23 protein-coding genes and 1 pseudogene are annotated in these 25,627 nt (G+C 70.9%); 5 read left to right on the top strand and 19 right to left on the bottom strand.

Annotation, left to right across the window (positions count from 1 at the left end; all coding sequences use genetic code 11):
- Nucleotides 1-15 precede the first annotated feature (15 nt).
- Genes nuoK through ACIGYR_RS24370 form a run of 11 tightly spaced genes read right to left on the bottom strand, consistent with a single transcriptional unit; the run spans nt 16 to nt 10,919 of the window.
- On the bottom strand, nt 16-315 hold the full coding sequence (gene nuoK / locus ACIGYR_RS24420; RefSeq protein ID WP_030778338.1) for an NADH-quinone oxidoreductase subunit NuoK: 300 nt from the start codon (nt 313-315) through the stop codon (nt 16-18).
- On the bottom strand, nt 312-1,154 hold the full coding sequence (locus tag ACIGYR_RS24415; RefSeq protein WP_399598569.1) for an NADH-quinone oxidoreductase subunit J: 843 nt from the start codon (nt 1,152-1,154) through the stop codon (nt 312-314). The genes nuoK and ACIGYR_RS24415 overlap by 4 nt, the downstream gene beginning before the upstream one ends.
- A complete protein-coding gene (gene nuoI / locus ACIGYR_RS24410) occupies nt 1,154-1,804 on the bottom strand; it encodes an NADH-quinone oxidoreductase subunit NuoI (RefSeq protein ID WP_391848132.1) in 651 nt (216 codons plus the stop codon). The genes ACIGYR_RS24415 and nuoI overlap by 1 nt, the downstream gene beginning before the upstream one ends.
- Nucleotides 1,797-3,161, bottom strand: a complete 1,365-nt coding sequence (gene nuoH, locus ACIGYR_RS24405; protein WP_399596722.1) for an NADH-quinone oxidoreductase subunit NuoH — start codon at nt 3,159-3,161, stop codon at nt 1,797-1,799. The genes nuoI and nuoH overlap by 8 nt, the downstream gene beginning before the upstream one ends.
- On the bottom strand, nt 3,158-5,686 hold the full coding sequence (locus ACIGYR_RS24400) for an NADH-quinone oxidoreductase subunit G (RefSeq protein ID WP_399596720.1): 2,529 nt from the start codon (nt 5,684-5,686) through the stop codon (nt 3,158-3,160). The genes nuoH and ACIGYR_RS24400 overlap by 4 nt, the downstream gene beginning before the upstream one ends.
- On the bottom strand, nt 5,683-7,029 hold the full coding sequence (gene nuoF, locus ACIGYR_RS24395) for an NADH-quinone oxidoreductase subunit NuoF (RefSeq protein WP_391848129.1): 1,347 nt from the start codon (nt 7,027-7,029) through the stop codon (nt 5,683-5,685). Before nuoF ends, ACIGYR_RS24400 begins: the two co-directional genes overlap by 4 nt.
- Nucleotides 7,029-7,895 carry an NADH-quinone oxidoreductase subunit NuoE gene (gene nuoE, locus ACIGYR_RS24390; protein ID WP_391848128.1) on the bottom strand — a complete coding sequence of 289 codons (867 nt, stop codon included), beginning with the start codon at nt 7,893-7,895 and terminating at the stop codon, nt 7,029-7,031. The genes nuoF and nuoE overlap by 1 nt, the downstream gene beginning before the upstream one ends.
- On the bottom strand, nt 7,892-9,232 hold the full coding sequence (locus ACIGYR_RS24385; RefSeq protein ID WP_391848127.1) for an NADH-quinone oxidoreductase subunit D: 1,341 nt from the start codon (nt 9,230-9,232) through the stop codon (nt 7,892-7,894). The genes nuoE and ACIGYR_RS24385 overlap by 4 nt, the downstream gene beginning before the upstream one ends.
- The gene (locus ACIGYR_RS24380) at nt 9,229-9,993 is read right to left on the bottom strand and encodes an NADH-quinone oxidoreductase subunit C (RefSeq protein ID WP_399596717.1); all 765 of its coding nucleotides are present in this window, start codon (nt 9,991-9,993) and stop codon (nt 9,229-9,231) included. Before ACIGYR_RS24380 ends, ACIGYR_RS24385 begins: the two co-directional genes overlap by 4 nt.
- Nucleotides 9,990-10,544 (bottom strand): NADH-quinone oxidoreductase subunit B family protein, encoded by a 555-nt coding sequence (locus tag ACIGYR_RS24375; RefSeq protein WP_030174336.1) that lies wholly within the window; start codon nt 10,542-10,544, stop codon nt 9,990-9,992. The genes ACIGYR_RS24380 and ACIGYR_RS24375 overlap by 4 nt, the downstream gene beginning before the upstream one ends.
- Nucleotides 10,545-10,559: 15 nt before the next feature.
- Entirely contained in the window at nt 10,560-10,919 is a 360-nt protein-coding gene (locus ACIGYR_RS24370; protein WP_003992243.1) for an NADH-quinone oxidoreductase subunit A, read from the bottom strand.
- Between the two features lie 744 nt (nt 10,920-11,663).
- Here ACIGYR_RS24370 and ACIGYR_RS24365 point away from each other — a divergent pair.
- The gene (locus tag ACIGYR_RS24365) at nt 11,664-12,512 is read left to right on the top strand and encodes a C40 family peptidase (protein WP_399596714.1); all 849 of its coding nucleotides are present in this window, start codon (nt 11,664-11,666) and stop codon (nt 12,510-12,512) included.
- A 298-nt stretch (nt 12,513-12,810) separates the two neighbouring features.
- A complete protein-coding gene (gene def / locus ACIGYR_RS24360; RefSeq protein WP_399596711.1) occupies nt 12,811-13,434 on the top strand; it encodes a peptide deformylase in 624 nt (207 codons plus the stop codon).
- 18 nt (nt 13,435-13,452) lie between these two features.
- On the opposite strand, the gene ACIGYR_RS24355 is transcribed toward def, so the two are convergent.
- Nucleotides 13,453-14,736, bottom strand: a complete 1,284-nt coding sequence (locus tag ACIGYR_RS24355; protein WP_399596709.1) for a geranylgeranyl reductase family protein — start codon at nt 14,734-14,736, stop codon at nt 13,453-13,455.
- A gap of 98 nt (nt 14,737-14,834) precedes the next feature.
- On the opposite strand from ACIGYR_RS24355, the gene ACIGYR_RS24350 reads away from it, so the two are divergent.
- Nucleotides 14,835-15,353, top strand: a complete 519-nt coding sequence (locus ACIGYR_RS24350) for a GNAT family N-acetyltransferase (protein WP_399596706.1) — start codon at nt 14,835-14,837, stop codon at nt 15,351-15,353.
- Nucleotides 15,354-15,462: 109 nt separating this feature from the next.
- Nucleotides 15,463-15,780: a PASTA domain-containing protein gene (locus ACIGYR_RS24345; protein WP_399596704.1), complete on the top strand. Its 318-nt coding sequence runs from the start codon at nt 15,463-15,465 to the stop codon at nt 15,778-15,780.
- On the opposite strand, the gene ACIGYR_RS24340 is transcribed toward ACIGYR_RS24345, so the two are convergent.
- On the bottom strand, nt 15,767-16,462 hold the full coding sequence (locus ACIGYR_RS24340) for a demethylmenaquinone methyltransferase (RefSeq protein WP_399596702.1): 696 nt from the start codon (nt 16,460-16,462) through the stop codon (nt 15,767-15,769). The two genes, ACIGYR_RS24345 and ACIGYR_RS24340, sit on opposite strands and share 14 nt — an antisense overlap.
- Before the next feature lie 462 nt (nt 16,463-16,924).
- Here ACIGYR_RS24340 and ACIGYR_RS24335 point away from each other — a divergent pair.
- Nucleotides 16,925-17,191, top strand: a pseudogene (locus tag ACIGYR_RS24335) (hydrolase); the annotation flags it as partial.
- 56 nt (nt 17,192-17,247) lie between these two features.
- On the opposite strand, the gene ACIGYR_RS24330 reads toward ACIGYR_RS24335, so the two are convergent.
- The 6 genes from ACIGYR_RS24330 to ACIGYR_RS24305 all read right to left on the bottom strand — a co-directional run bounded on the left by ACIGYR_RS24330 (nt 17,248) and on the right by ACIGYR_RS24305 (nt 25,589).
- The gene (locus ACIGYR_RS24330) at nt 17,248-17,913 is read right to left on the bottom strand and encodes an imidazolonepropionase-like domain-containing protein (protein ID WP_399596700.1); all 666 of its coding nucleotides are present in this window, start codon (nt 17,911-17,913) and stop codon (nt 17,248-17,250) included.
- A gap of 7 nt (nt 17,914-17,920) precedes the next feature.
- Entirely contained in the window at nt 17,921-19,120 is a 1,200-nt protein-coding gene (gene mqnC / locus ACIGYR_RS24325; RefSeq protein ID WP_391848117.1) for a cyclic dehypoxanthinyl futalosine synthase, read from the bottom strand.
- 71 nt (nt 19,121-19,191) lie between these two features.
- Complete coding sequence (locus tag ACIGYR_RS24320; RefSeq protein WP_399596697.1) at nt 19,192-20,145, bottom strand: prepilin peptidase; 954 nt, start codon at nt 20,143-20,145, stop codon at nt 19,192-19,194.
- Nucleotides 20,146-20,203: 58 nt separating this feature from the next.
- The gene (locus ACIGYR_RS24315; RefSeq protein WP_399596695.1) at nt 20,204-22,735 is read right to left on the bottom strand and encodes a PQQ-binding-like beta-propeller repeat protein; all 2,532 of its coding nucleotides are present in this window, start codon (nt 22,733-22,735) and stop codon (nt 20,204-20,206) included.
- Nucleotides 22,736-22,869: 134 nt separating this feature from the next.
- Nucleotides 22,870-24,690, bottom strand: a complete 1,821-nt coding sequence (locus ACIGYR_RS24310) for a serine/threonine-protein kinase (protein WP_399596692.1) — start codon at nt 24,688-24,690, stop codon at nt 22,870-22,872.
- A gap of 50 nt (nt 24,691-24,740) precedes the next feature.
- Entirely contained in the window at nt 24,741-25,589 is an 849-nt protein-coding gene (locus tag ACIGYR_RS24305; RefSeq protein WP_391848114.1) for a menaquinone biosynthetic enzyme MqnA/MqnD family protein, read from the bottom strand.
- Between the last annotated feature and the right edge of the window lie 38 nt (nt 25,590-25,627).

Below are 25,627 nucleotides of genomic sequence, written 5' to 3'. Positions count from 1 at the left end.
GATTCTTCCGACCCCTTACAACTTCATCAGGCTGGCGTCGTCGACCGAGGCCGAGTGGCGGGTACGGAACAGCGACACGATGATCGCGAGGCCCACCACGACCTCCGCGGCGGCGACGACCATCGTGAAGAAGGCGATGATCTGGCCGTCGAGGTTGCCGTGCATCCGGGAGAAGGCGACGAACGCGAGGTTGCAGGCGTTCAGCATCAGTTCGACGCACATGAAGACCACGATGGCGTTGCGCCGGATGAGGACGCCGGTCGCGCCGATCGTGAACAGCAGGGCGGCGAGGTAGAGGTAGTTGACCGGGTTCACTTCGACGCCTCCTCGGGCCGCTTGAACGTCTCCGGCGCGATCGCCCGGCGCTCCAGGCGCTCCTCCGCGCGCTGCTCCAGCGCCCGCAGGTCGTTGAGCGCCTCCGTGGACACGTCGCGGATCTGGCCGCGTTCGCGCAGCGTCTTGTTGACGGTCAGCTCGGACGGGGCGCCGTCGGGCAGCAGGCCCGCGATGTCCACGGCGTTGTGCCGGGCGTAAACACCGGGGGCGGGCAGCGGCGGGATGTGCGTGCCCTCGCGAATGCGCTGTTCGGACAGCTCGCGCTGGGTCTTGGCACGCTCCGTGCGCTCGCGGTGGGTGAGCACCATGGCGCCGACGGCGGCCGTGATGAGCAGCGCGCCGGTGATTTCGAAGGCGAAGACGTACTTGGTGAAGATGAGGGTCGCGAGGCCCTCGACGTTGCCGTTCGCGTTCGCCTGGCCGGTGCCGTTGAACTCCTTCAGGGAGGCGTTGCCGATGCCGGTGAACAGCAGCACGCCGAAACCGACGCCGCACAGAAGGGCCAGCCAGCGCTGGCCCTTGATGGTCTCCTTCAGGGAGTCCGCGGCCGTGACGCCGACGAGCATCACCACGAACAGGAACAGCATCATGATCGCGCCGGTGTAGACGACGATCTGCACGATCCCGAGGAAGTAGGCGCCGTTGGCGAGGTAGAACACCGCCAGGACGATCATGGTGCCGGCGAGGCAGAGCGCGCTGTGCACGGCCTTCTTCATGAAGACGGTGCACAGGGCGCCGATCACCGCGACGGTGCCGAGGACCCAGAACTGGAACGCCTCACCGGTGGAGGTGGTGTAGGCGGCGAGGTGGTGCGTCATCATCGGCCGATCACCTTCTCCGAGGCCGGCTCGTCCTCACCGAAGGTGGATGCGGCCTCCTGCGGGACCTCTCCCTTGGAGACGGCGACCTGCGGGACGGTGCCGGGCGCGGCCTGTGTCACCAGGCCGCGGTAGTAGTCCTGCTCGTCCGTCCCCGGGAAGATCGCGTGCGGCGTGTCGACCATGCCCTCTTCGAGGCCGGCGAGCAGCTGCTCCTTGGTGTAGATGAGGTTGGCGCGGCTCGAGTCGGCCAGCTCGAACTCGTTCGTCATCGTCAGCGCGCGCGTGGGGCACGCTTCGATGCACAGTCCGCACAGGATGCAGCGGGCGTAGTTGATCTGGTAGACGCGGCCGTACCGTTCGCCCGGCGAGTAGCGCTCCTCGTCGGTGTTGTCGGCGCCTTCGACGTAGATGGCGTCGGCGGGGCAGGCCCAGGCGCACAGTTCGCAGCCGACGCACTTCTCCAGGCCGTCCGGATGGCGGTTGAGCTGGTGCCGTCCGTGGAACCGCGGAGCCGTGGTTTTCTTCTGCTCCGGGTACTGCTCGGTCAGCCGCTTCTTGAACATGGCCTTGAAGGTCACGCCGAAGCCGGCCACGGGGTTCTGGAAGCCGGGCTTGGTCTGCCCGGACTCCTGAGGCTCCTCAGCCATCGGACGCCTCCTTTCCATCCGAAGTTCCGTCACTGACAGTGTCCGACCCGCCACTGACAATCAGCTCTCGCTGGCCGCGCGGGCGGCGCCTCGGCACCGACGGCAGCTCCTGTCCGGGCAGCGGCGGCACGGGGAAGCCGCCCGCCATCGGGTCGAAGGCCGGCTGCTCGGCGGTGGGCTGCTCGGCCGTCTTCGCCTTCTCGCGGAACATGTCGGCGACGAAGGAGATGAGCAGCAGGGCGAGGACGCCGCCGCCGACGTAGAGGGCGATGTCGGCGAAGTCGTAGTTCTCGTTGCGCAGGGCGCGGACGGTCGCGACCAGCATCAGCCAGGTCACGGAGACCGGGATGAGGACCTTCCAGCCGAGCTTCATCAGCTGGTCATAGCGGACGCGCGGGAGCGTGCCGCGCAGCCAGATGAAGAAGAACAGCAGCAGCTGGACCTTGATGACGAACCACAGAAGCGGCCACCAGCCGTGGTTCGCGCCCTCCCAGAAGCCGCTGATCGGCCAGGGAGCACGCCAGCCGCCGAGGAACAGGGTGGCCGAGACGGCCGAGACGGTCACCATGTTGACGTACTCGGCGAGCATGAACATCGCGAACTTGATCGACGAGTACTCGGTGTTGAAGCCGCCGACCAGGTCGCCCTCGGACTCCGGCATGTCGAAGGGGGCGCGGTTGGTCTCGCCGACCATCGTGACGATGTAGAGGATGAAGGAGACCGGCAGCAGCAGGATGTACCAGCGGTCGTGCTGCTGCTCGACGATCGTGGACGTCGACATCGACCCCGAGTAGAGGAACACGGAGGCGAACGCGGCGCCCATGGCGATCTCGTAAGAGATCATCTGCGCGCAGGAGCGCAGGCCGCCGAGGAGTGGGTAGGTGGATCCGGAACTCCAACCCGCCAGCACGATGCCGTAGATGCCGACCGAGGCGACCGCGAGGATGTAGAGCATCGCGATCGGCAGGTCGGTGAGCTGCATCGTGGTGCGGTGGCCGAAGACCGAGATCTCGTTGCCGGCCGGCCCGAACGGGATCACCGCGATCGCCATGAAAGCCGGGATGGCCGCGACGATCGGCGCGAGGACGTAGACCACCTTGTCCGCGCGCTTGACGATGAGGTCTTCCTTGAGCATCAGTTTCACGCCGTCGGCGAGCGACTGGAGCATGCCCCAGGGGCCGTGCCGGTTGGGGCCGATGCGCAGCTGCATCCAGGCGACGACCTTGCGCTCCCAGACGATGGAGAACAGCACCGTCACCATCAGGAAGGCGAAGCAGAACACCGCCTTGACGACGACCAGCCACCAGGGGTCGCGGCCGAACATCGAGAGGTCTTCAGCGGCGAGGTACGCGCTCATGCCTCCACCTCCTTGGGGGCCTCGTCGGCGACTGCCGCCGGGCCGATACGGACGAGGGAGCCGGGCCGCGCCCCCGTGTCGGAGGCGACGCCGGCGCCTGAGGAGTTCAGCGGGAGCCAGACCACACGGTCGGGCATCTCGGTGATCCGGACCGGCAGTTCGACCGTGCCGGCGGTGCCGGTGACGGTCAGGGTGTCGCCGTCCTTGACGCCCGCCTCGGCGGCCGTCGCGGCGGACACGCGCGCGCGTGCGGCGTGCCGGGTTCCGGCGAGCGCCTCGTCGCCTTCCTGGAGGACGCCCTGGTCGAGCAGGAGCCGGTGCCCGGCGAGCACGGCCTCCCCGACGGCCGGGCGGGGCAGCACACCCGCGGACTCCATGGGTTCGGAGGCGCGGGGGCCGTCCCAGGGTCCGAGCCGGTCGATCTCCGCGCGCGTGGTGCGCAGATCCGGCAGGCCCAGGTGGACGTCCATGGCGTCGGCGAGCATCTGCAGCACGCGCGCGTCGGTCGGCGCGAGCCGGCGGGTCATCTGGTCGGGCTTGAGCGCGGCCTCGAAGAAGCGGACGCGGCCTTCCCAGTTGAGGAAGGTGCCCGCCTTCTCGGCGACAGCGGCGACCGGCAGGACGACGTCGGCGTGCGCGGTGACCTCGCTGGGCCGCAGCTCCAGCGACACCAGGAAGCCGACGCTTTCCAGCGCCTCACGCGCGCGTGCCGGGTCGGGCAGGTCGGCGACCTCGACACCGGCGACCACGAGCGCGGCGAGCTCGCCACTGGCGGCGGCCTCGACGATCTGGTGGGTGTCGCGGCCGTAGCGCAGGGGCAGTTCGGCGAGCCCCCAGGCGGCGGCGACCTCCTCCCGCGCGCGCGGGTCGGTCGCCGGGCGGCCTCCCGGCAGCAGCGTGGGCAGCGCACCCGCCTCGACGGCGCCGCGCTCCCCGGCCCGGCGGGGGATCCACACCAGCTGGGCGCCGGTGGCGGCGGCGGCGCGTACGGCGGCCGTGAGGCCGCCGGCGACCGAGGCGAGCCGCTCGCCGACGACGATGACCGCGCCCTCGGCGCGCAGGGCCTCGGCGGCACGTGCGCCGGGCCCCTCCAGGCCGACGCCGCTCGCGAGGGCGTCCAGCCACTCCGTCTCGGTGCCCGGAGCGGCCGGCAGCAGCGTGCCGCCGGTCTTCTCCAGGCCGCGGGTGGCGTGCGTGGCCAGCGCGAACACCTGCTGCTTGTGCTTGCGCCATGCCTTGCGCAGCCGCAGGAAGACGCCGGGCGCCTCCTCCTCCGACTCGAAGCCGGCCAGCAGCACGGCGGGCGCCTTCTCCAGGGAGGTGTACGTGACGCCCGTACCGTCGAGGTCACGGCCGTGTCCGGCCACCTGGGCCGCCAGGAAGTCGGCTTCCTCGCCGCTGTGCACGCGCGCGCGGAAGTCGATGTCGTTGGTGTCGAGCGCCAGGCGCGCGAACTTGCTGTAGGCGTAGGCGTCCTCGACGGTGAGCCGGCCGCCGGTGAGGACGCCTGCCCGGGAGCGGGCGGCGGTGAGGCCCTGGGCGGCCGCTTCGAGCGCCTCGGGCCAGGAGGCGGGTTCGAGGACGCCGTCGGCGTTGCGGACGAGCGGGGTCTCGAGGCGGTCCCTCTGCTGCGCGTACCGGAACGCGAAGCGTCCCTTGTCGCAGATCCACTCCTCGTTGACCTCGGGGTCGTTCGCGGCGAGCCGTCGCATGACCTTGCCGCGCCGGTGGTCGGTGCGGGTGGCGCAGCCGCCGGAGCAGTGTTCGCACACCGACGGCGAGGAGACGAGGTCGAAGGGACGGGAGCGGAACCGGTAGGCGGCCGAGGTGAGCGCGCCGACCGGGCAGATCTGGATGGTGTTGCCGGAGAAGTACGACTCGAACGGGTCGCCTTCGCCGGTGCCGACCTGCTGGAGCGCGCCCCGCTCGACCAGCTCGATCATCGGGTCGCCGGCGACCTGGTTGGAGAAGCGGGTGCAGCGGGCGCACAGCACGCACCGCTCGCGGTCGAGCAGCACCTGCGTGGAGATCGCCACGGGCTTCTCGTAGGTCCGCTTCTTGCCCTCGAACCGGGACTCGGCGTTGCCGTGCGACATCGCCTGGTTCTGCAGCGGGCACTCGCCGCCCTTGTCGCAGACCGGGCAGTCCAGCGGGTGGTTGATGAGCAGCAGCTCCATCACGCCGTGCTGGGCCTTCTCGGCGACCGGCGAGGTGAGTTGGGTCTTGACGACCATGCCGTCCGTGCACGTGATCGTGCAGGACGCCATCGGTTTGCGCTGGCCCTCGACCTCGACGATGCACTGGCGGCAGGCGCCGGCGGGGTCCAGGAGGGGGTGGTCGCAGAACCGCGGGATCTCGATGCCGAGCTGTTCGGCGGCCCGGATGACCAGGGTGCCCTTGGGCACGCTGATCTCGGCGCCGTCGATCGTCAGCGAGACGAGGTCTTCCGGCGGGACCGCCGCCTCTCCCCCTCCCGTGGGGCGCTGGCCCGCGGCGGAGCCGCTGTTGGCCTGCTGTACGGTCATGCGTTCACCTCCGGGCGATCCGCCCAGGCCGTCGACTTGGCCGGGTCGAAGGGGCAGCCCCGGCCCGTGATGTGCTGCTCGTACTCCTCGCGGAAGTACTTCAGCGAGGAGAAGATCGGGGATGCGGCGCCGTCGCCGAGGGCGCAGAAGGACTTGCCGTTGATGTTGTCGGCGATGTCGGCGAGCTTGTCGAGGTCGGACATGCTGCCCTTGCCGGCCTCGATGTCCCGCAGCAGCTGCACCAGCCAGTACGTCCCTTCGCGGCAGGGCGTGCACTTGCCGCAGGACTCGTGGGCGTAGAACTCGGTCCAGCGGGTGACGGCCCGCACCACGCAGGTCGTCTCGTCGAAGCACTGCAGGGCCTTGGTGCCGAGCATGGAGCCGGCGGCGCCCACGCCCTCGTAGTCGAGGGGGACGTCGAGGTGCTCGTCGGTGAACATCGGGGTCGAGGAGCCGCCCGGCGTCCAGAACTTCAGCCGGTGGCCCGGCCGCATGCCGCCGCTCATGTCGAGCAGCTGGCGCAGGGTGATGCCGAGCGGGGCCTCGTACTGGCCGGGGCTGGCGACGTGGCCGCTGAGCGAGTACAGCGTGAAGCCCGGGGACTTCTCGCTGCCCATCGACCTGAACCAGTCTTTGCCGTTTTTCAGGATGGCGGGAACCGACGCGATCGACTCGACGTTATTCACCACAGTCGGACAGGCGTAGAGGCCTTCCACCGCAGGGAAGGGGGGACGGAGCCGCGGTTGACCACGGCGGCCTTCGAGCGAGTCGAGCAGTGCGGTCTCCTCACCGCAGATGTACGCGCCCGCACCCGCGTGCACGGTGAGCTGGAGGTCGAGTCCGCTGCCCAGGATGTTCTCGCCGAGGTAGCCCGCCGCGTAGGCCTCGCGCACGGCCTCGTGCAACCGCCGCAGAACGGGGACGACCTCACCACGCAGATAGATGAAGGCATGCGACGACCTGATGGCATAGCACGCGATCACCATGCCCTCGATGAGGCTATGCGGGTTCGCGAAGAGGAGCGGGATGTCCTTGCAGGTGCCCGGCTCCGACTCGTCGGCGTTGACAACTAGATAGTGCGGTTTTCCATCACCCTGCGGAATGAACTGCCACTTCATTCCGGTCGGGAATCCCGCGCCGCCCCGGCCTCGCAGCCCGGAGTCCTTGACGTACGCGATCAGGTCGTCCGGTGACATGGCGAGCGCCTTGCGGAGCCCCTCGTACCCTTCGTGCCTCCGGTAGACGTCCAGAGTCCAGGACCGGTCCTCGTCCCAGAAGGCCGACAGCACGGGTGCGAGCAGCTTCTCCGGGCTCGTGTCCTTGACCTCGGGTACCACGGTCATCACTCCCCCTCCTCGGCGGCAGGCCCTGCCGGGTGGGCGGGGTCGGAGGCCGATGTCTCCTGCGGCGCGTCATGGGAACTGAGGTGCTCGGCCGGCGAGGGCCCGTGCACCCTGTCCTGCGGTTCCTCATGCGGACCTCCGCGCGGATGGACCACGCGCGCGGGTGCGGCCTCTCCCCTTGCCAGGCGGAGGCCCACCAGCGACGCGGGTCCCGCACTGCCGCCCTCCTCGACGGCCCCGGGCCGCTCGTCGGGGAAGCCGGCCAGGATCCGGGCGGTCTCCTTGAACGTGCACAGCCGGGCCCCGCGCGTGGGCTCGACGGGCTGACCCGCGCGCAGGTCGTCGACCAGGCGCTTGGCGCTCGCCGGGGTCTGGTTGTCGAAGAACTCCCAGTTGACCATCACGACCGGCGCGAAGTCGCAGGCCGCGTTGCACTCGATGTGCTCCAGGGTGACCTTGCCGTCGTCGGTGGTCTCGCCGTTGCCGACGCCCAGGTGTTCCTGGAGGGTGTCGAAGATCGCGTCGCCGCCCATCACCGCGCACAGCGTGTTGGTGCAGACGCCGACCTGGTAGTCACCGGAGGGCCTGCGCCGGTACATGGTGTAGAAGGTGGCGACCGCGGTGACCTCGGCCGTGGTCAGGTCCAGCATGTCCGCGCAGAACTGCATTCCGGTGCGCGTGACATGGCCCTCCTCCGACTGCACGAGGTGGAGCAGCGGCAGCAGGGCGGACCGGGAGTCGGGGTAGCGCGCGATCACCTCGCGCGCGTCCGCCTCCAGACGGGCCCGGACGTCGTCCGGGTAGGCGGGTGCGGGCAGTCCGGGCATGCCCAGGCTGACGCCCCGCTCCGAAGAAGAGGTGGTCACCGGTCGACGCCTCCCATCACGGGGTCGATGGACGCGACGGCGACGATGACGTCGGCGACCTGGCCGCCCTCGCACATCGCCGCCATGGCCTGCAGGTTGGTGAAGGACGGGTCGCGGAAGTGGACCCGGTAGGGGCGGGTGCCGCCGTCGGAGACCGCGTGCACACCGAGTTCGCCCTTGGGTGACTCGACGGCCGCGTACGCCTGTCCCGGCGGGACGCGGAAGCCCTCGGTGACCAGCTTGAAGTGGTGGATCAGGGCCTCCATGGAGGTGCCCATGATCTTCTTGATGTGGTCGAGGGAGTTGCCGAGCCCGTCGGGTCCCAGGGCCAGCTGCGCGGGCCAGGCGATCTTCTTGTCGGCGACCATCACCGGGCCGGGCTGGAGCCGGTCCAGGCACTGCTCGACGATGGCGACCGACTGGCGCATCTCCTCCAGGCGGACGAGGAAGCGGCCGTAGGCGTCGCAGGTGTCGGCGGTCGGGACGTCGAAGTCGTACGTCTCGTAGTCGCAGTACGGCTGTGCCTTGCGCAGGTCGTGCGGCAGGCCGGTGGAGCGCAGGATCGGGCCGGTGGCGCCGAGGGCCATGCAGCCGGCCAGGTCGAGATAGCCGATGTCCTGCATGCGGGCCTTGAAGATGGGGTTCCCGGTGGCGAGCTTGTCGTACTCCGGGAGGTTCTTCTTCATCTTCTTCACGAACTCGCGGATCTGGTCCACCGCGCCGGGCGGCAGGTCCTGGGCGAGTCCGCCGGGCCGGATGTACGCGTGGTTCATGCGCAGGCCCGTGATGAGCTCGTAGAGGTCGAGAATCATTTCACGATCACGGAATCCGTAGATCATGATCGTGGTGGCGCCCAGCTCCATGCCGCCGGTGGCGATGCACACCAGGTGGGAGGACATCCGGTTCAGCTCCATCAGGAGCACTCGGATGATCTTGGTCCGTTCGCTGATCTGGTCCTCGATGCCGAGGAGCTTCTCGACGGCGAGGCAGTAGGCGGTCTCGTTGAAGAAGGACGTCAGGTAGTCCATGCGCGTGACGAAGGTGGTGCCCTGCGTCCACGTGCGGTACTCGAGGTTCTTCTCGATGCCGGTGTGCAGGTAGCCGATGCCGCAGCGGGCCTCGGTGACCGTCTCGCCCTCGATCTCCAGGATCAGGCGAAGCACTCCATGGGTGGACGGGTGCTGGGGACCCATGTTGACGACGATGCGTTCGTCGTCGGCGCGGGCCGCGGACTGGACGACCTCGTCCCAGTCGCCACCGGTGACCGTATATACGGTGCCCTCGGTGGTCTCGCGCGCGGAAGCGGCCGACGCGGCGGATGCTGACTGCGTGCTCACGAGTACGACCTCCGCTGGTCCGGAGCCGGGATCTGGGCGCCCTTGTACTCGACGGGGATGCCGCCGAGGGGGTAGTCCTTGCGCTGGGGGTGGCCCTGCCAGTCGTCCGGCATCATGATCCGCGTCAGGGCCGGGTGACCGTCGAAGACGATCCCGAAGAAGTCGTAGGTCTCGCGCTCGTGCCAGTCGTTGGTCGGGTACACGGAGACCAGGGACGGGATGCGCGGGTCGTCGTCGGGGGCGCTGACCTCCAGCCGGATCAGCCGGTTGTGGGTGATCGAGCGCAGGTGGTAGACGGCGTGCAGCTCGCGGCCCTTGTCGTTCGGGTAGTGGACGCCGCTGACGCCGGTGCACAGCTCGAAGCGCAGGGCCGGGTCGTCGCGCAGCGTGCGGGCGACGCGGAGCAGGTGCTCGCGTTCGATGTGGAAGGTCAGCTCGTCGCGGTCGACGACCGTCCTCTCGATGGCGTTCCCGGGGAGGAGTCCTTGCTCCTCCAGGGCGCCCTCCAGTTCGTCGGCGACCTCGTCGAACCAGCCGCCGTAGGGGCGGGTCGCCGGTCCCGGGAGTCGGACCGAGCGGACCAGGCCGCCGTAGCCGGAGGTGTCGCCGCCGTTGTCGGCGCCGAACATGCCGCGCTGGACGCGGATCTCCTCGCCGCCCTGGCCGCGCTGGCCGGGGAGGTTGGAGGCGGAGAGGTCCTTCTCGGGGTTCACCCCGTTCGCGGACCCGTTCGCGCCGTTGGTGCCGTTCGCGTCGTTCACCGCAGCAGCCCCTTCATCTCGATCGTGGGCAGGGCCTTGAGCGCCGCCTCCTCCGCCTCGCGGGCCGCTTCCTCGGCGTTCACGCCGAGCTTGGAGGACTGGATCTTCTGGTGGAGCTTGAGGATCGCGTCCATGAGCATCTCGGGCCGGGGCGGGCAGCCGGGGAGATAGATGTCGACCGGGACGACGTGGTCGACGCCCTGGACGATCGCGTAGTTGTTGAACATGCCGCCCGAGGAGGCGCAGACGCCCATGGAAATCACCCACTTGGGGTTGGGCATCTGGTCGTAGACCTGCCGCAGGACGGGCGCCATCTTCTGGCTGACCCGGCCGGCGACGATCATCAGGTCGGCCTGGCGCGGCGAGCCGCGGAAGACCTCCATGCCGAAGCGGGCGAGGTCGTAGCGTCCGGCGCCGGTGGTCATCATCTCGATGGCGCAGCAGGCCAGGCCGAAGGTGGCCGGGAAGACGGACGCCTTGCGCACCCAGCCCGCGGCCTGCTCGACGGTGGTGAGCAGGAAGCCGCTCGGCAGCTTTTCTTCGAGTCCCATGTCGTTAAAGGCCCCTCAGTCCCATTCCAGACCGCCGCGCCGCCATACGTACGCGTAGGCGACGAAGACGGTGAGCACGAAGAGCAGCATCTCCACGAGCCCGAAGATCCCCAGGGCGTCGAAGGTGACGGCCCAGGGGTAGAGGAAGACGATCTCGATGTCGAAGACGATGAAGAGCATCGCCGTCAGGTAGTACTTGATGGGGAAGCGCCCGCCGCCGGCCGGCGTGGGGGTCGGCTCGATGCCGCACTCGTAGGCCTCGAGCTTCGCGCGGTTGTACCGCTTCGGACCGATCAGCGTGGCCATGACCACGGAGAAGATCGCAAAGCCTGCCCCGAGGGCTCCCAGTACGAGGATGGGCGCATACGCGTTCACCGCTCCTCGCTCCTCTCAGTCGGCACTGACTGCTGGCGGTTGCACTGGGCTCACACCCGCCTCACCGGTCCCACGAGCCCCGCTCGTCCCGGGCGAAGATCGAGAACATGTGAAGCAGGTCACAAGCCCAACTGCCTCGCATCTTATGCCCGCCGCTCTGTGATCTGCGACACGGGGTATTACACAAGCTTTGTGATCTCCACCACCTGACGAAGGATCATGAAGTCGGATGATGAGTGATCTTCACACCCGAAGCGTTCAGTTGATCACCAGAAGTGACATTCTCGCTTGTCATCCCAGGCCAGGGGGGTCGTCTCCATATCAAGAGACTTCCGTTGCATGCAAATTGGCCTTGGACGCGAGGGCCTGATAGTGGCTCGCGTTCACACATCAGAGGGACGCCCGGGGCGGATGTGGACGCGGGTCGGGCCGCGTGCACGCGTTCACGAAGTCGGCACGCGCGGGACGCCGGGATTCCGGTGACCGTTCCGTGACCTCCGCCACATGCGTGAGAGGCTCCCGGGAACCGGGCTTGGCCAACCATCCCAACCAGTGGTAGGCGCGGGGCAATTCGGACGTAATGATCAAAGACCGTGATCAAGGGCTTGATCGCGGGCGTCCGCAATGTCCGTTACGGCGTCAATAAAGAGCGACAGGCCCGGGTTTCCCGGTATCGATTGAACAACTGTGGCGCAGCACACGTTTCTTGAAGATATGAAGGAGCCCCTGGTACCGGTTGTTCCCATGTCCCACACCGCTCACATACGCAGCCACCGGAAGCCCCGCCGCAACGCGTCGACCCTCGCCATGCGGGCCGGAGTTGCCGGTGGCGTCCTCAGCACCCTGGCCGTCGCCGGGGCGTCCGGCTCGGCGAACGCGGCCGAGCCGGTGACGCAGACCCTCGAACTGCCCACCCTGACGGCCGACCTGGCCACTCAGGCGGCCCAGTCCGCGGACGCCACCGAGCAGGCCGCCGCGCACTACCAGCTGCAGGCTGAGCGCGACGCGGCTGCCGCAAAGGCCGCGAAGCAGGCGAAGGCGGACCTCGCCGAGGCCAAGAAGAAGGCGGCGGAGGCCAAGAAGAAGGCCCAGGAGGAGGCCCGCCAGGAGGCCGCCGCGCGCGCCTCGCGCAACGCGCAGCGGACCACGCTCTCCACCACCGTGGGCGGTGACTCCACCTCGACCTCCACCTCAACCTCCACGTCCACGTCGACCTCCACCGGCACGTCCACGGCGACCGGCTCGGCCGCCGCGGTCATCAGCTTCGTCAAAGCGCAGGTCGGCAAGGCGTACGTCTCCGGCGCCAGCGGTCCCTCCGCCTACGACTGCTCCGGTCTGGTGCAGACGGCGTTCAAGCAGATCGGCGTCAGCCTGCCGCGCGTCTCCCAGGACCAGTCGACCGCCGGCACCCAGGTCTCGCTGAGCAACCTCCAGCCGGGCGACATCCTGTACTGGGGCAGCGCGGGCAGCGCCTACCACGTCGCGGTGTACGTCGGTGACGGCATGTTCGTGGGCGCGCAGAACCCCTCCACCGGCGTGGTGGAGCGCCCGCTGTCGTACGACCCGCCCACCGGCGCCGTGCGGGTGCTCTGAGCGCATCCAGCATCTCTCCACACACGTAAGGGCCGCAGCCGCTCGGGGGCAGCGGCCCTTGCGCCGTACCTGAAGCTCACGCCGGCACCCACCGGCCCACTGCCATGCCTCGTCTGCCGAGGCGCCCGGATCGCCACCTGGGCGCCCCATCGCCCACCTAGGCGCCCCATCGCCCTCCTGGGCGCCCGCAACGCCCTGCGGGGCGCTCAGCGCCTCCCCCGCGGCCTCGCAGCGTTCCCTGGCAGGCTCGGCTCGGGCCGCCGGACGGCGGTCGTTCGTGAGCGAAGGAGACAGCGCGATGCCACGCGTGTTCGTGCAGGGCAGTCCCGTCGGCCGATTCCCCCGCTACGCCCCCGAGGCCGGGCGCGGTGCGGTGCGCCGCATCACCGAGGTCGGCGAGGAGGTGCTGCACAGGCCGTGCCGGGACGTCACGGAGTTCGGGCCCGACCTCGCCGCGCTCGTCGACGACATGTTCCGCACCATGTATGTCGCCGACGGGGCGGGACTGGCGGCGAATCAGGTAGGGGTCTCTCTGCGGCTGTTCGTGTACGACTGCCCCGATGACGAAGGAGTCCGACATGTCGGGCACATCGTCAACCCGGTGCTCGAAACGCCCACGCGCGAGCGACGACTGCTGGACGAGGGCGAGGGCTGCCTGTCGGTTCCGGGTGCCGTGGTGGACGTCCCCAGGCCGGACCGGGCCGTCGTACGCGGGCAGGACAAGGACGGCAACCCCGTCGTCATCGAGGGCACCGGGTACTTCGCGCGGTGCCTGGCCCACGAGACCGACCACACCGCCGGGCAGGTCTATCTGGACCGGCTCTCGAAGCGGGACAAGAAGGACGCGTTGCGGCAGATGGCGGACCGGCGGGACGAGGTGTACGCCCGCCGGGCCGCCAAGGCGGAAGCCTTCGGCTCCTGACCGGTCCCCGGCGTTCGGTCACGCCTTCGGGGCCACCTTGCTCAGGCCGTTGATGATGCGGTCCATCGCGTCGCCGCCCGTGGGGTCGGTGAGGTTCGCCAGCAGCTTGAGGGTGAACTTCATCAGCATCGGGTGGGTCAGACCTCGCTGGGCGGCGATCTGCATGACCTTCGGGTTGCCGATGAGCTTCACGAAGGCGCGGCCGAGCGTGTAGTAGCCGCCGTAGGTGTCCTTGAGGACGCGCGGGTAGCGCTGGAGGGCGATCTCGCGCTGGGCGGGCGTCGCGCGCGCGTGGGCCTGCACGATGACGTCGGCGGCGATCTGGCCGGACTCCATGGCGTAGGCGATGCCCTCGCCGTTGAAGGGGTTCACCAGGCCGCCGGCGTCGCCGACGAGGAGCAGCCCGCGCGTGTAGTGCGGCTGGCGGTTGAAGGCCATGGGAAGGGCGGCGCCGCGGATCGGGCCGGTCATGTTCTCCGGGGTGTAGCCCCAGTCCTCCGGCATGGAGGCGCACCACGCCTTGAGGACCTCGCGCCAGTCCAGCTCCTTGAAGGAGGCGGAGGTGTTGAGTACGCCGAGGCCGACGTTGGAGGTGCCGTCGCCCATGCCGAAGATCCAGCCGTAGCCGGGCAGCAGGCGGTCCTGGGCGCCGCGGCGGTCCCACAGTTCCAGCCAGGACTCCAGGTAGTCGTCCTCATGCCGGGGCGAGGTGAAGTAGGTGCGCACCGCGACGCCCATGGGGCGGTCCTCGCGGCGGTGCAGGCCCATGGCGAGGGAGAGCCGGGTGGAGTTGCCGTCGGCGGCGACGACGAGCGGCGCGCGGAAGGTGACCTCGCGCTTCTCGTCGCCGAGCTTGGCGGTGACGCCGGTGATGCGGCCGGTGCGGTCGTCGACGACGGGGCCGGTGACGTTGCAGCGCTCGTGGAGGCGGGCGCCGGCCTTCTGGGCGTTGCGGGCGAGCTGCTCGTCGAAGTCGTCGCGCTTACGGACGAGTCCGTAGTTCGGGTAGGAGGCGAGATCCGGCCAGTCGAGCTGGAGGCGGCTGCCGCCGCCGATGATGCGCAGGCCCTTGTTGCGCAGCCAGCCGGCTTCCTCGGAGATGTCGATGCCCATGGCGACGAGCTGCTTGACCGCGCGCGGGGTGAGGCCGTCGCCGCAGACCTTCTCGCGCGGGAACTCGGTCTTCTCCAGGAGCAGGACGTCGAGGCCGGCTTTGGCGAGGTGGTACGCGGTCGTGGAGCCGGCTGGCCCCGCGCCGACGACGATCACATCGGCGGTGTGGTCGGAGAGGGGCTCGGTCACGGCGGGATCTCCCCAGGGTTCGAAATATGCGTGCCGACCGGCACTGGACTTGGGCAGTCTATTCAGCAGAATTGATCACCCGGCTGAAGGGCTGCCCTGTGAACGGACCTCTCCCCGCGGTACGGCTGCGCGTTCCCACTCACGAGGACGCCGTCGCCTGGCACCGGGTGTTCGACGACCCCGAGGTCATGCGGTTCTTCGGAGGCAGGTCGGCGGCGCTGTCCTGCTACGAGGAACTCACCGCGCGCCAGCGGCGGCACGACGCCGAGCGCGGGTTCTGCCTGTGGACGCTGCTGGACGAGTCGGGGGAGGTCATCGGCTTCACCGGCGCGCAGCCGTGGCGGCCGCAGTGGGGTCCGGTCGGCGAGACGGAGATCGGCTGGCGGCTCGGGCGGGCGTACTGGGGCAAGGGGTACGCCACCGCGGCGGCTCGGGAGACCGTCAGACGCGTGCGGGCGGCCGGTGTGCCTGGCGTGGTGGCGATGGTGATGGCGGGCAACGAGCGGTCGGTCGCGGTGGCCCGGCGGCTCGGCATGGAGCGGGCGGAGACCTATACGCACCCCACGCTGAACGAGCCGGCGCTCTGTTTCCGACTCACCCTCGGTGACGCACCGTAGTCATCTGTCACAGAAAGACACCGACGCCTTCCGGGTGGGCCGCCCGGGAGTTACCCTGCCAGTACCGCTGGGGGTGACATCTGTGCGTATAACACCCAAAACACCCGAAGTGCGTGTCCCCCGTCTGGTCGGCCTGATGGCCGTGGACGCGCGCGAAACGGCCCGGGCGCAGGGCCTGTTCCTCAACGCGCCGGACCGCCCGGACTTCCACCTCGCCGTCGTCGACCACGTCGTGCGCCAGTACCCGCAGCCCGGCGCCGAGGTGCCCCGGGAGTCGATGGTGTACGTGTGGTTCGACTTCGGGGACGGCGAGGGCGGCGGGGGCGTGCGTGAACCCCGTATCCCCGCACCGCCCGGAGGGGGACTGCAACGGGAGCTGGACCAGCCCGGCGACCCCTGCGCGGTGGCCGGATTCAGCTCGCCTTGAAGCCCCGGTGCAACGCGACCACACCGCCGGTGAGGTTGCGCCACGCCACCTTCGACCAGCCCGCCTTGCGCAGCCGCTCGGCGAGGGCGGGCTGGTCGGGCCAGGCCCGGATGGACTCGGCGAGGTAGACGTACGCGTCGGGGTTCGAGGACACCGCTCGCGCGACCGGCGGCAGCGCGCGCATCAGGTACTCGGTGTAGACGGTGCGGAACGGCGCCCAGGTCGGGTGGGAGAACTCGCAGATCACCACGCGTCCGCCCGGCCGGGTGACCCGGTACATCTCCCGCAGCGCCGCATCGGTGTCGTGCACGTTGCGCAGCCCGAAGGAGATCGTCACCGCGTCGAAGGTGTCGTCCTTGAAGGGCAGCCGCGTCGCGTCGCCCGCGGTGAACGGCAGCCAGGTGTGCCTCTTCTTGCCGACCTGGAGCATCCCGAGGGAGAAATCGCAGGGGACGACGTAGGCGCCCGTCCGTGCGAAGGGCAGCGAGGAGGTGGCGGTACCGGCGGCGAGGTCCAGGATCTTCTGCGCGGGGCGCGCGTCGACCGCCGTCGCCACCTCCTTGCGCCAGCGCCGGTCCTGGCCGAGCGACAGCACGTCGTTCGTCAGGTCGTACCGTTCCGCCACGTCGTCGAACATCGAGGCGACTTCGTGCGGCTGCTTGTTCAGGGAAGCGCGGGTCACCCGCCCATTCTTGCAGCCGCCTGTCACGGCAGGAGCCTCGGCTTCCTGCGTGCCGCGACGTCCTCCACCCAACGGCGCCGAGGAGCAGGCCGACGCGGCGCAGCGCCTTCGAGCGGCGTCCGGTGGTGTCAACGAACACGGGTCCCTCGGCGGACCCGTTGCCATGTTTGCGGCGGTGACCGCGCCCGGCGGTGCGACTTTCGATGACGAGTTCGGATTGCATTCCCCGGATATCAGAGAGCCTTTGTGTAACGTTTTCTCGGGAATTCTTGTGAGCCGCCAGTAATTCCTGTGAGTCACCCAGGAAGGCCACCTGCAACCTATTGTTTCGACGAGAAAAAGGGGAATTCCACATTTTCGTGTGAGAGATTCCGCCTCATGAGGAGCCCACTGACACCGATCGCCGGGTTCACCTGCGCGTTCGCGCTCGCCGTGACCAGTTGTTCCATGACGGCCGAGAGCAGGGGCGCGTCCGGAAAAGAGCTGGCCGCCGTGTGCGACAACGCCTCGGAGTTGGCCGCCGCCTACGGCGAGGCACTGGACACGGCCGGTTCCGCACAGGCCGACTTCGACATCGAGGGCGACGGACTGACCGACTCCGCATCCGTGGACCTGCGTTCGCGGTCGATAGCGCGGTTGCAGAAGGAACGGCCGGACCTGGAGGTCTCGTTCACGCTTCCGGTGATGCCGTCGGGGCTCGACTCCGACGGCCTCGCCCTGCTGGAGTCGGGGCGTTCGCGAAGACGTTCTCGAAGTGGCGTCGCAAGCGTCTTGGGTGCGCGCGCTCAGCGGCTCCGGTACACCAGTCGGCCGGCCAGCACGGTCGCCACGCAGGTGGCCGCGCCGCGCTCCGTCAGGGCCGCCTCGTCGGGTACGTCGAACACCGCCAGGTCGGCCCGGCCGCCGACGGTCAAGGGGCCGTGCACCGTGCCGGGAAGGTCGTACCCCTCGGCGAACGGGTCGAGGTCGGGCCGCTCACCGAGCAGCATGCCGCCGGGGGCGCCCGCGGCACCCACGACGCTCAGCCCGGACCGGGCGACGGCCGTGGCCACGAGCGGATCACGGAAGCGGGCTCCGGGGGACGCGACCGCCGTCGTGCCGTACCGCAGCATCCGCTGCAGGCCGCGCCGTACGCTGCCCGCCCAGCGGGTCTCGCCGAGGTCGCCCAGGGCGGCCAGCCGCTCCCCGTACAGGGGCAGTTCGCCCAGTTCGCCGGCTTCGCGCGGGTCGGGGTGGTAGCAGTCGCGCAGCAGCCACAGCGCGTGCCACTGTCGCAGGCCCGGCGTGAGCGCACCCGGCCAGCGCCGCACCCGCGCGCCCGGCGCCGCGGCCGCCACCTCCGCGTACGGACCGACGGCCGTGATCCGGTCGCCGTCCACCACGACGGCTCCGTCCGCGACGGGTGCCGCGCCCACCGGCAGGACCAGCGGGGCGGCGTGGATCGTCAGCAAGGCGCCCCTAGTTCGACGCGAGCAGCTTCAGCTCGGGGTGGGCGGTGCCGCCCGCGATGGCGGTGGAGGAGATGTGCGAGGCCACGCGGTCGTCGACGGGGTCGTTCGCCGGGTCGTCGTGGACGACGAGGTGTTCGTACGTCGTCGCGCGCTGCGCCGGGACACGGCCCGCCTTGCGGATCAGGTCGATGATCTCCAGGCGGTTGGAGCGGTGCTTGGCACCGGCCGAGGAGACCACGTTCTCCTCCAGCATGATCGAGCCGAGGTCGTCCGCGCCGTAGTGCAGGGACAGCTGGCCGATCTCCTTGCCGGTGGTGAGCCACGAGCCCTGGATGTGCTGGACGTTGTCCAGGAAGAGGCGGCCGATCGCGATCATCCGCAGGTACTCGAAGAGGGTCGCCTGCGTGCGGCCCTTCAGGTGGTTGTTCTCGGGCTGGTAGGTGTACGGGATGAACGCGCGGAAGCCGCCCGTGCGGTCCTGTACGTCCCGGATCATCCGCAGGTGCTCGATGCGCTCGGCGTTGGTCTCGCCGGTGCCCATCAGCATGGTGGAGGTGGACTCCACGCCCAGCCGGTGCGCGGTCTCCATGATCTCCAGCCAGCGCTCACCGCTCTCCTTGAGGGGCGCGATGGCCTTGCGGGGGCGCTCGGGCAGCAGTTCCGCGCCGGCGCCGGCGAAGGAGTCCAGACCGGCCTCGTGGATGCGGGTGATGGCCTCCTCGACCGGGACACCGCTGATCCGGGCCATGTGCTCGACCTCGGACGCGCCCAGCGAGTGGATCACCAGCTGCGGGAAGGCGTCCTTGATGGCCTTGAAGTGCTTCTCGTAGTACTCGACGCCGAAGTCCGGGTGGTGGCCGCCCTGGAACATGATCTGAGTGCCGCCCAGCTCGACGGTCTCCGCGCAGCGGCGCAGGATGTCGTCGAGGTCGCGGGTCCAGCCCTTGTCCTTGTCCTTGGGGGCCGCGTAGAAGGCGCAGAACTTGCACGCCGTGACGCACACGTTCGTGTAGTTGATGTTCCGCTCGATGATGTACGTGGCGATGTGCTCGGTGCCCGCGTACTTGCGGCGGCGCACGGCGTCGGCGGCGGCGCCCAGGGCGTGCAGGGGCGCGTCGCGGTAGAGGTCGAGTGCCTCTTCCGGGGTGATCCGCCCACCGGCAGCGGCACGGTCGAGGACAGACTGGAGGTCGGCCTGCTCTGTCACCAGGACGTCCCTTTCGTCAAGGGTGTGGACGGACCGAACCAGCCTACGCCAGCCGTTTCCCACCCAGGACGTCAGGCCGTGTACGCGCCGATGAGCAGCCCGGTGAGGGTGCCGGCCAGGAGGAACGGGCCGAAGGGTACGGCCGTCTTCCGGCCCGCCCGGCGGGCGAGGACGAGCGCGCCGCCGTAGAGCGCGCCGAGCAGGAACGCGGCGAAGGTGCCGAGCAGCACGGTGGGCCAGCCGTACCAGCCGAGTACGGCGCCCGTCCCCACGCCCAACTTCACGTCGCCGAAGCCCATGCCGCCCGGGTTGATGCGGTACAGCACGTAATAGCCGACGCCGAGCGCGAGGGCGCCGTAGAGCGCGGTGCGCCAGTGACCGGCGTGTTCGGGGAGCAGGGCGGTGAGGCCGAGCAGGGCCAGGGCGGTGGCGGCGAGCGGGAGGGTCAGCGGGTCGGGCAGCCGCTGCACGCGGAAGTCCACGGCGGCGAGCAGCACGCCGACGGGCGCGAGCAGCAGCCAGACCGCCAACTCGGGCCGCGTGCCGGTGGCGGCGGCGAGTGCGGCGCAGACGAGTGCGGTGACGGTGGCGAGGAGAGCGGCGGAAGGGACGGGGGACGCGGTGTGCGACGCGGAGGGGGTGTGCCGCGCGGGGGGAGTGGCGGAGGGGGTGTGCGACGCGGAGGGGGCGCCCGGCCGGGAATCAGCGCCGGCGTACGCCTCACCGCTCGCACACTCCCCGGACACCACCCCGCCGCTCCCGCACTCCCCGGACACCACCCCGCCGCTCCCGCACTCCCCGGACACCACCCCGCCGCTCCCGCACTCCCCGGACACCACCCCGCCGCTCGCGCACTCCCCGCACCTCACGCCGCCCAGCCACCCCCGGACCGGATGGCCGCCGGGGCAGCGGTCGCGCCAGGGGTCGCCGGACGGAACGGCGAAGCGGTAGACGGCGCGAGGCAGCGACGCGCCCGCCACGCCGCCCCACGCCACGGCGACGAGCACCAGCACCCCCGTGGTCACCGCACCCACGTTCCCCACCCCCATCACGCCGGCTGTCCGCCCAGGGTCCCTACCCGGTTCAGACGGCCGGCATCGCGTAGGCGTCCTCGCCGTTGGCCATCAGCAGCCGGCTGCCCGAGAGGGCGATCTGCCACTGGTCGCCGGTGGCCTTGTTGTCGGTCCAGCTCCAGCGCTTGCGGCCGGACCTGGCGTCCAGCGCGACGATGCCGCCGCCGACGGCCTGGGCACCGCAGTACAGGGTGGTGCCGGACTTCAGGAACACCTCGGGCGCGCCGCGGTCGTTGTCCTCACACAGCCAGATCCGCTTGCCGGTGCGGACGTCGACGGCCCAGACGCCGCGGTCGTGGTCGGCGACGTAGAGGACACCGTCGATGACGCCGGGGTTGTAGAAACCGCGGCGGCCGTTCGGGGACAGGGTCCAGCGGGTGGCTCCGGTCTTCACGTCCACGGCGGTCAGCTTCTCGCCCGGCAGGAAGACCAGGCCGTCGGAGACGGTGGGCCGCCAGGTCCAGTCGTCGCCCACCTTCTTCGTCCACAGCTGGGCGCCGGTGGCGGTGTCGCGTGCGGTGAGGTTGTACTTGGAGTCGGCGTAGACCAGGTACCTGCCGGAGACGGAACCCTCGACGTCGTAGTCGTCGGTGCCCCAGTCGCGCTTCTGGATCCACACGGTCCTGCGGGTGGCGAGGCTGATGGCGGCGACCGCCGTGCGGTACTCGGTGGCGCTCTTGGACTCGCTGAAGTCGCTCGCCGCGACGTAGACGTGCTGGTCGTCGACGGCGATGGTGTCCTCGATGTCGATGTGCTTGCCGAGCCGGCTGCGCCACACCTCGTCGCCGGTGGCCGCGTCGCGGGCGATGACGACGCCGTCGTACTCGCCGTCCGGCAGGTACATCCGGCCGTCACGGTAGAGCAGTTGGGAGCCTGGGACCACGATGTCCGGCTTGGACCAGCGGGGTTTGCCGGTCTTCACGTCGTACGCCACCAGCGGGTCGCCGCTGATCAGCAGCAGGCCGTCGTGGACGAGCAGCGGTACGGCGGCGGTGGTGTCCTCGGTGAGCGCCCGGTGCCACAGCGGCTGCGGGGCCACTCCGGCGGGCGGGGTGGTGAAGCGCTCGGCGGCGGGCTCACCCGAGGCGCCGCCCTTGCCTCCGGTGCTGGTGACGTCGGCCCCGGTGTCCCGGCCGAACCACCAGGCGGTGCCCCCGCCGACGGCCGCGACGGCGGCGGCCCCGCCGAGGGCCAGGGACAGGACGCGGCGGCGGCCGGGGCGCGCGGACGAGGAGGGGTCGGAGGCGCCGAGTTGCACGGTTCCGGGTACGGCGGTGCCGCCCGCTGGCCTTCCCTGTCCGGGCGCGTGCTGGGGGGTTCCGGCGGGAGGCGTGCCGTATCCGGCAGCCGGCGCGGGCGGGTATCCGTACCCGGCCGCAGGAGCGCCGGCCACCGACGTGCCACTCACCGGAGCACCACCGGTCGGGCCACCAACGCCCGAACCACCCGCAACAGAACCACCGCCGACCGAACCACCACCGACCGAGCCACCACCGACCGAGCCACCGCCCATCGGAGCGGCCCCCGTCGGAGCGGCCCCCGTAGGCGTCCCCGGGCCGGCCGTCATCGTCGGCGCCGGGCCGAACCCACCGGCGACGGCAACGGCGGCGGCACCCGCGCCGGCCGGCGTCGGTGGTTGCGCTTCCGGTGCCTCCAGGTCCAGGATTCCGGCCGCGTGCGTAGCGATCGTCGAAGCGACGGCGGACGGCAGCCAGTCCCGCAGGACGCCCGCGACACCCTGGGGGGCCAGCGCGGCGGCGATCTCGGCCGGAGCGGGCCGGCCCGCCGGGTCCTTCAGCAGGCAGGCGCGGACCAGGCCCAGGAGCGAGCGCGGTACGCCCGTCAGCTCGGGTTCGCCGTGCACGACCTGGTAGAGCAGCGCGGCGTGCGAGGCGGCCCCGGCGCCGAAGGCGCTGCGCCCGGTGGCCGCGAAGGCGAGGACGGCGCCGAGGGAGAAGACGTCGCCGGCCGGGCCGACGTCCTTGCCCATCGCCTGTTCCGGGGGCAGGTAACCCGGCGAGCCGACCACGACTCCGGTCTGGGTCATGCGCGTGCCGTCCACCGCCCGCGCGATGCCGAAGTCGATGACGCGGGGGCCGTCGGCGGCGAGCAGGACGTTCGAGGGCTTGAGGTCGCGGTGGATGAGGCCGGCCGCGTGGATCTCCTGGAGGGCGGCGGCGAGCCCGGCGCCGAGCGCGCGCACGGTGTGCTCGGGCAGCGGGCCGTGCGCGGCGACGACCTCGGTGAGGTCCGGGCCGAGCACGTACGAGGTGGCCAGCCAGGGCAGCGGCGCCTCGGGGTCGGCGTCCACGACCGCGGCGGTGTACGGGCCGGAGACGGCCTGGGCGATCTCGGCCTCGTGCCGGAAGCGCTCACGGAAGCCGGTGTCGGCGGCGAGGTCGGGGCGTACGACCTTGACGGCGACGGTACGGCCGCCCGGTGAACGGGCCAGGTACACCCGGCCCATGCCGCCGGCTCCGAGTCTGCGCAGCATGCGGTAGCTGCCCAACTCCCGTGGATCGTCCGGCTGAAGTGACTCCATGGCGGGATCTCCCCGTCCTTCCCCGTTGCGTCCTGCGCGCTCGGCGTGACCGATGCGTGTGGCTGGTGTTCGCCGACGCGGACACAGTAGTGACGGCGGGAGCCGGTGGGGCGCCAGGGGCGGGGCGGAGCCGGTCAGCGGACCCTTGACATCCGCGAAGTCGGATTCCCTTCTTCCGGACTGTCCGACGTGTACGTCAGGTCGTCACCGGTCGGCGTCAGCTCCACCTGGTGCGGGGCGGGGTCGCAGCCGGCGTGGTTGCCGGCGGCGCCGACCGAGGTCACGAGGATCTGGGTGCCGGTCACCTTCTTCAGGGTGAGGATGTCGGTGCACACGGCGCCGAGCTGGTCGGTCTGCCGGAGCCGTCCCAACTCCTCGCCCACGGCGGCCTGACGGACGGTCACGCGGAACGTGCCCATGGGCAGGTTGCCGCCGAGGCCGGTGGCCTGGCCCTCCCAGGTGCCGAGGTAGCGGTCCGGGATCGCGCCGGACCCGGCACCGGGGGTGGGACTTCCCGCTGCCGGACCGCTCGCCGTGGGGCCCGCGCTGGTGGCACCGCCGGGGAGATCGCCCGCGTCGGGGCCGCCGGTGGTCGCCCCGGGCGCCGGGGAGTGCCCGGGGCCGGCGCCCGCCTCGGTGTCCGCGCCGCCCCCTTCGAACCAGGGCCGCACCAGGGCGCCGAGCCCCACCGACAGCACCGCCAGCGCACCGGCGACCGCCAGCACGACCGTGCAGCTCACCCGGCGCCCCCGGCCGCTCTCCGGCGGCGCGGAGGCCGCCGCCACACTGACGGACACCCGGCCGGGCGGCGGCACGTCCCGCGGCTCGGGCACGACGGCAGCCCCGCCCGGCACCCCATCGATCGCCCCTACGGGAACCCCGCCGGTCGGCCGGCCTGGACCCCCCGTCTCCCCTACGGGAACCCCGCCGGTCACCCCGCCCACCGGGGACCCGGAAGCCGGAACCCCCACCCCGCCCACCGGGGACCCGGAAGCCGGAACCTCCGCCCCGCCCACCGAAGGGCTGCTGAACGACACCGGCCCCGACCGGGCCGCCTCCCCCGTGTCCAGGTTGAGCAGGCGTACGGCGCTGCGGCTGACCTGTTCCACCAGGGTGCCCGGCAGCCAGCCGCCCGCGACCAGGCGGGCGGCGCCTTCGGGGGCGAGCCGCCGGCTCACTTCTGCGGGGCGGGGCCGGGCCGCCGGGTCCTTGGCCAGGCATGCCCGCGCCACCTCCCGCACCTCGCCGGTGAGGGCGCCGAGTTCGGGCTCCTCGTGGACGACCTTGTACAGCAGCGCGGCCGAGGAGTCACCGCGGAAGGGCGGTTCACCGGTGGCCGCGTGGGCGAGGACGGCACCGAGGGAGAAGACGTCGGCGGCGCCCGTGACGCCCTGGCCGAGGATCTGCTCGGGCGACATGTACCCCGGAGAGCCGACCGACACGCCGGTGGAGGTCAGGGAGGCCGTACCGTCCATGGCGCGCGCGATGCCGAAGTCGATCAGCAGCGGCCCGTCCAGGGTCAGCAGGACGTTGGACGGCTTCACGTCCCGGTGCACGAGTCCCCGTTCGTGCACGGCCGTCAACGCCTCGGCGAGGCCCGCGCCCAGGGCCCGTACGGTGTGCGCGGGCAGCGGGCCGCCGTCGGTGACGGCCGCCGCGAGGGAGGGGCCGGCCGCGTACGCCGTGGCGACCCAGGGCACGGCGGCCTCCGGGTCCGCGTCGAGGACCGGCGCCGTCCAGGCGCCGCCGACCCGCCGGGCCGCCTCCACCTCGCGCCGGAAGCGGGCGCGGAACTCCTCGTCCAGCGCGAAGTGCGGGTGCACGATCTTCACGGCGACCGTACGGCCGCCCGCACTGCGGCCGAGATAGACCCGGCCCATGCCACCCGAGCCGAGCCGGCCGAGCAGCCGGTACGGCCCGATGGCGGCCGGCTCGTCGACTTCCAGCGGCTGCATGGCGCACTCTCCCCCCAACGCCCGATGTGCAGCAGCGTAGTGACGAGGAGCTACGGCCGCAGCAGCTCGACCTCCACGTCCGCCGGGAAGCCGGTCGTCGGGCCGACCCGGCGGGCGAACTCCGTGACGGCCTCCAGCTGCGGGGCGCCGAAGCTGAAGTCGAGGGTGGTGAAGTACTGCGCCAGGGTCGCCTCGTCGAAGGACTCCCAGCGGGCCGCCTGTTCGGCGACCTTGCCGACCTCTTCCAGGGAGAGGTTGCGGGAGGCGAGGAAGGACTCGTGGGCCTTGCGGGTGATGACCGGTTCGCGCTCCACGTAGTCCCGGCGGGCCGCCCAGACCGCGAAGACGAACGGCAGGCCGGTCCACTCCTTCCACAGCGCGCCCAGGTCGTGGACGTCCAGGCCGTAGCGCGGGCCGTCGACGAGGTTGGCGCGCAGGGCGGCGTCGCCGATGAGGACGGCGGCCTGCGCCTCCTGCATCATCAGGCTGAGGTCGGGCGGGCAGGTGTAGTAGTCGGGCTGGACGCCGTACCGCTCGGCGAGCAGCAGCTGGGCGAGCCGGACCGAGGTGCGGGAGGTCGAGCCGAGGGCGACCCGGGCGCCGTCGAGTTGCTCCAGCGGGACCTGGGAGACGATCACGCAGGACATCACCGGGCCGTCGCAGCCGACGGCGATGTCCGGGAAGGCGACGAGGTCGTCGGCGTTGCGGAGGAACTCGACGAGTGTGACGGGCCCCATGTCCAGGTCGCCGCGCACGATCTGCTCGCTGAGCTTCTCCGGGGTGTCCTTGGTCAGCTCGAAGTCGAGGAGGGTGCCGGTTCTCGCGAGCCCCCAGTAGAGGGGCAGGCAGTTGAGGAACTGGATGTGGCCGACGCGCGGCCGGGTGCGGGAATTGTCCACATCGCGAGACTAGACCCCGTGCGGTACGGTGCCGGGAC

The organism is Streptomyces sp. NPDC053076, assembly GCF_044546845.1.
Taxonomy (GTDB): Bacteria; Actinomycetota; Actinomycetes; order Streptomycetales; family Streptomycetaceae; genus Streptomyces.
This window is presented reverse-complemented; position numbering and strand designations above follow the sequence as displayed.

Bases quoted from the DNA above. Each gene is read 5' to 3' on its own strand.
- ACIGYR_RS24415 (WP_399598569.1), bottom strand. From the start codon at position 1,154: ATGACGCACCACCTCGCCGCCTACACCACCTCCACCGGTGAGGCGTTC.
- nuoI (WP_391848132.1), bottom strand. From the start codon at position 1,804: ATGGCTGAGGAGCCTCAGGAGTCCGGGCAGACCAAGCCCGGCTTCCAG.
- nuoH (WP_399596722.1), bottom strand. From the start codon at position 3,161: ATGAGCGCGTACCTCGCCGCTGAAGACCTCTCGATGTTCGGCCGCGAC.
- ACIGYR_RS24400 (WP_399596720.1), bottom strand. From the start codon at position 5,686: ATGACCGTACAGCAGGCCAACAGCGGCTCCGCCGCGGGCCAGCGCCCC.
- nuoF (WP_391848129.1), bottom strand. From the start codon at position 7,029: ATGACCGTGGTACCCGAGGTCAAGGACACGAGCCCGGAGAAGCTGCTC.
- ACIGYR_RS24375 (WP_030174336.1), bottom strand. From the start codon at position 10,544: ATGGGACTCGAAGAAAAGCTGCCGAGCGGCTTCCTGCTCACCACCGTC.
- ACIGYR_RS24365 (WP_399596714.1), top strand. From the start codon at position 11,664: ATGTCCCACACCGCTCACATACGCAGCCACCGGAAGCCCCGCCGCAAC.
- def (WP_399596711.1), top strand. From the start codon at position 12,811: ATGCCACGCGTGTTCGTGCAGGGCAGTCCCGTCGGCCGATTCCCCCGC.
- ACIGYR_RS24315 (WP_399596695.1), bottom strand. From the start codon at position 22,735: ATGGAGTCACTTCAGCCGGACGATCCACGGGAGTTGGGCAGCTACCGC.
- ACIGYR_RS24310 (WP_399596692.1), bottom strand. From the start codon at position 24,690: ATGCAGCCGCTGGAAGTCGACGAGCCGGCCGCCATCGGGCCGTACCGG.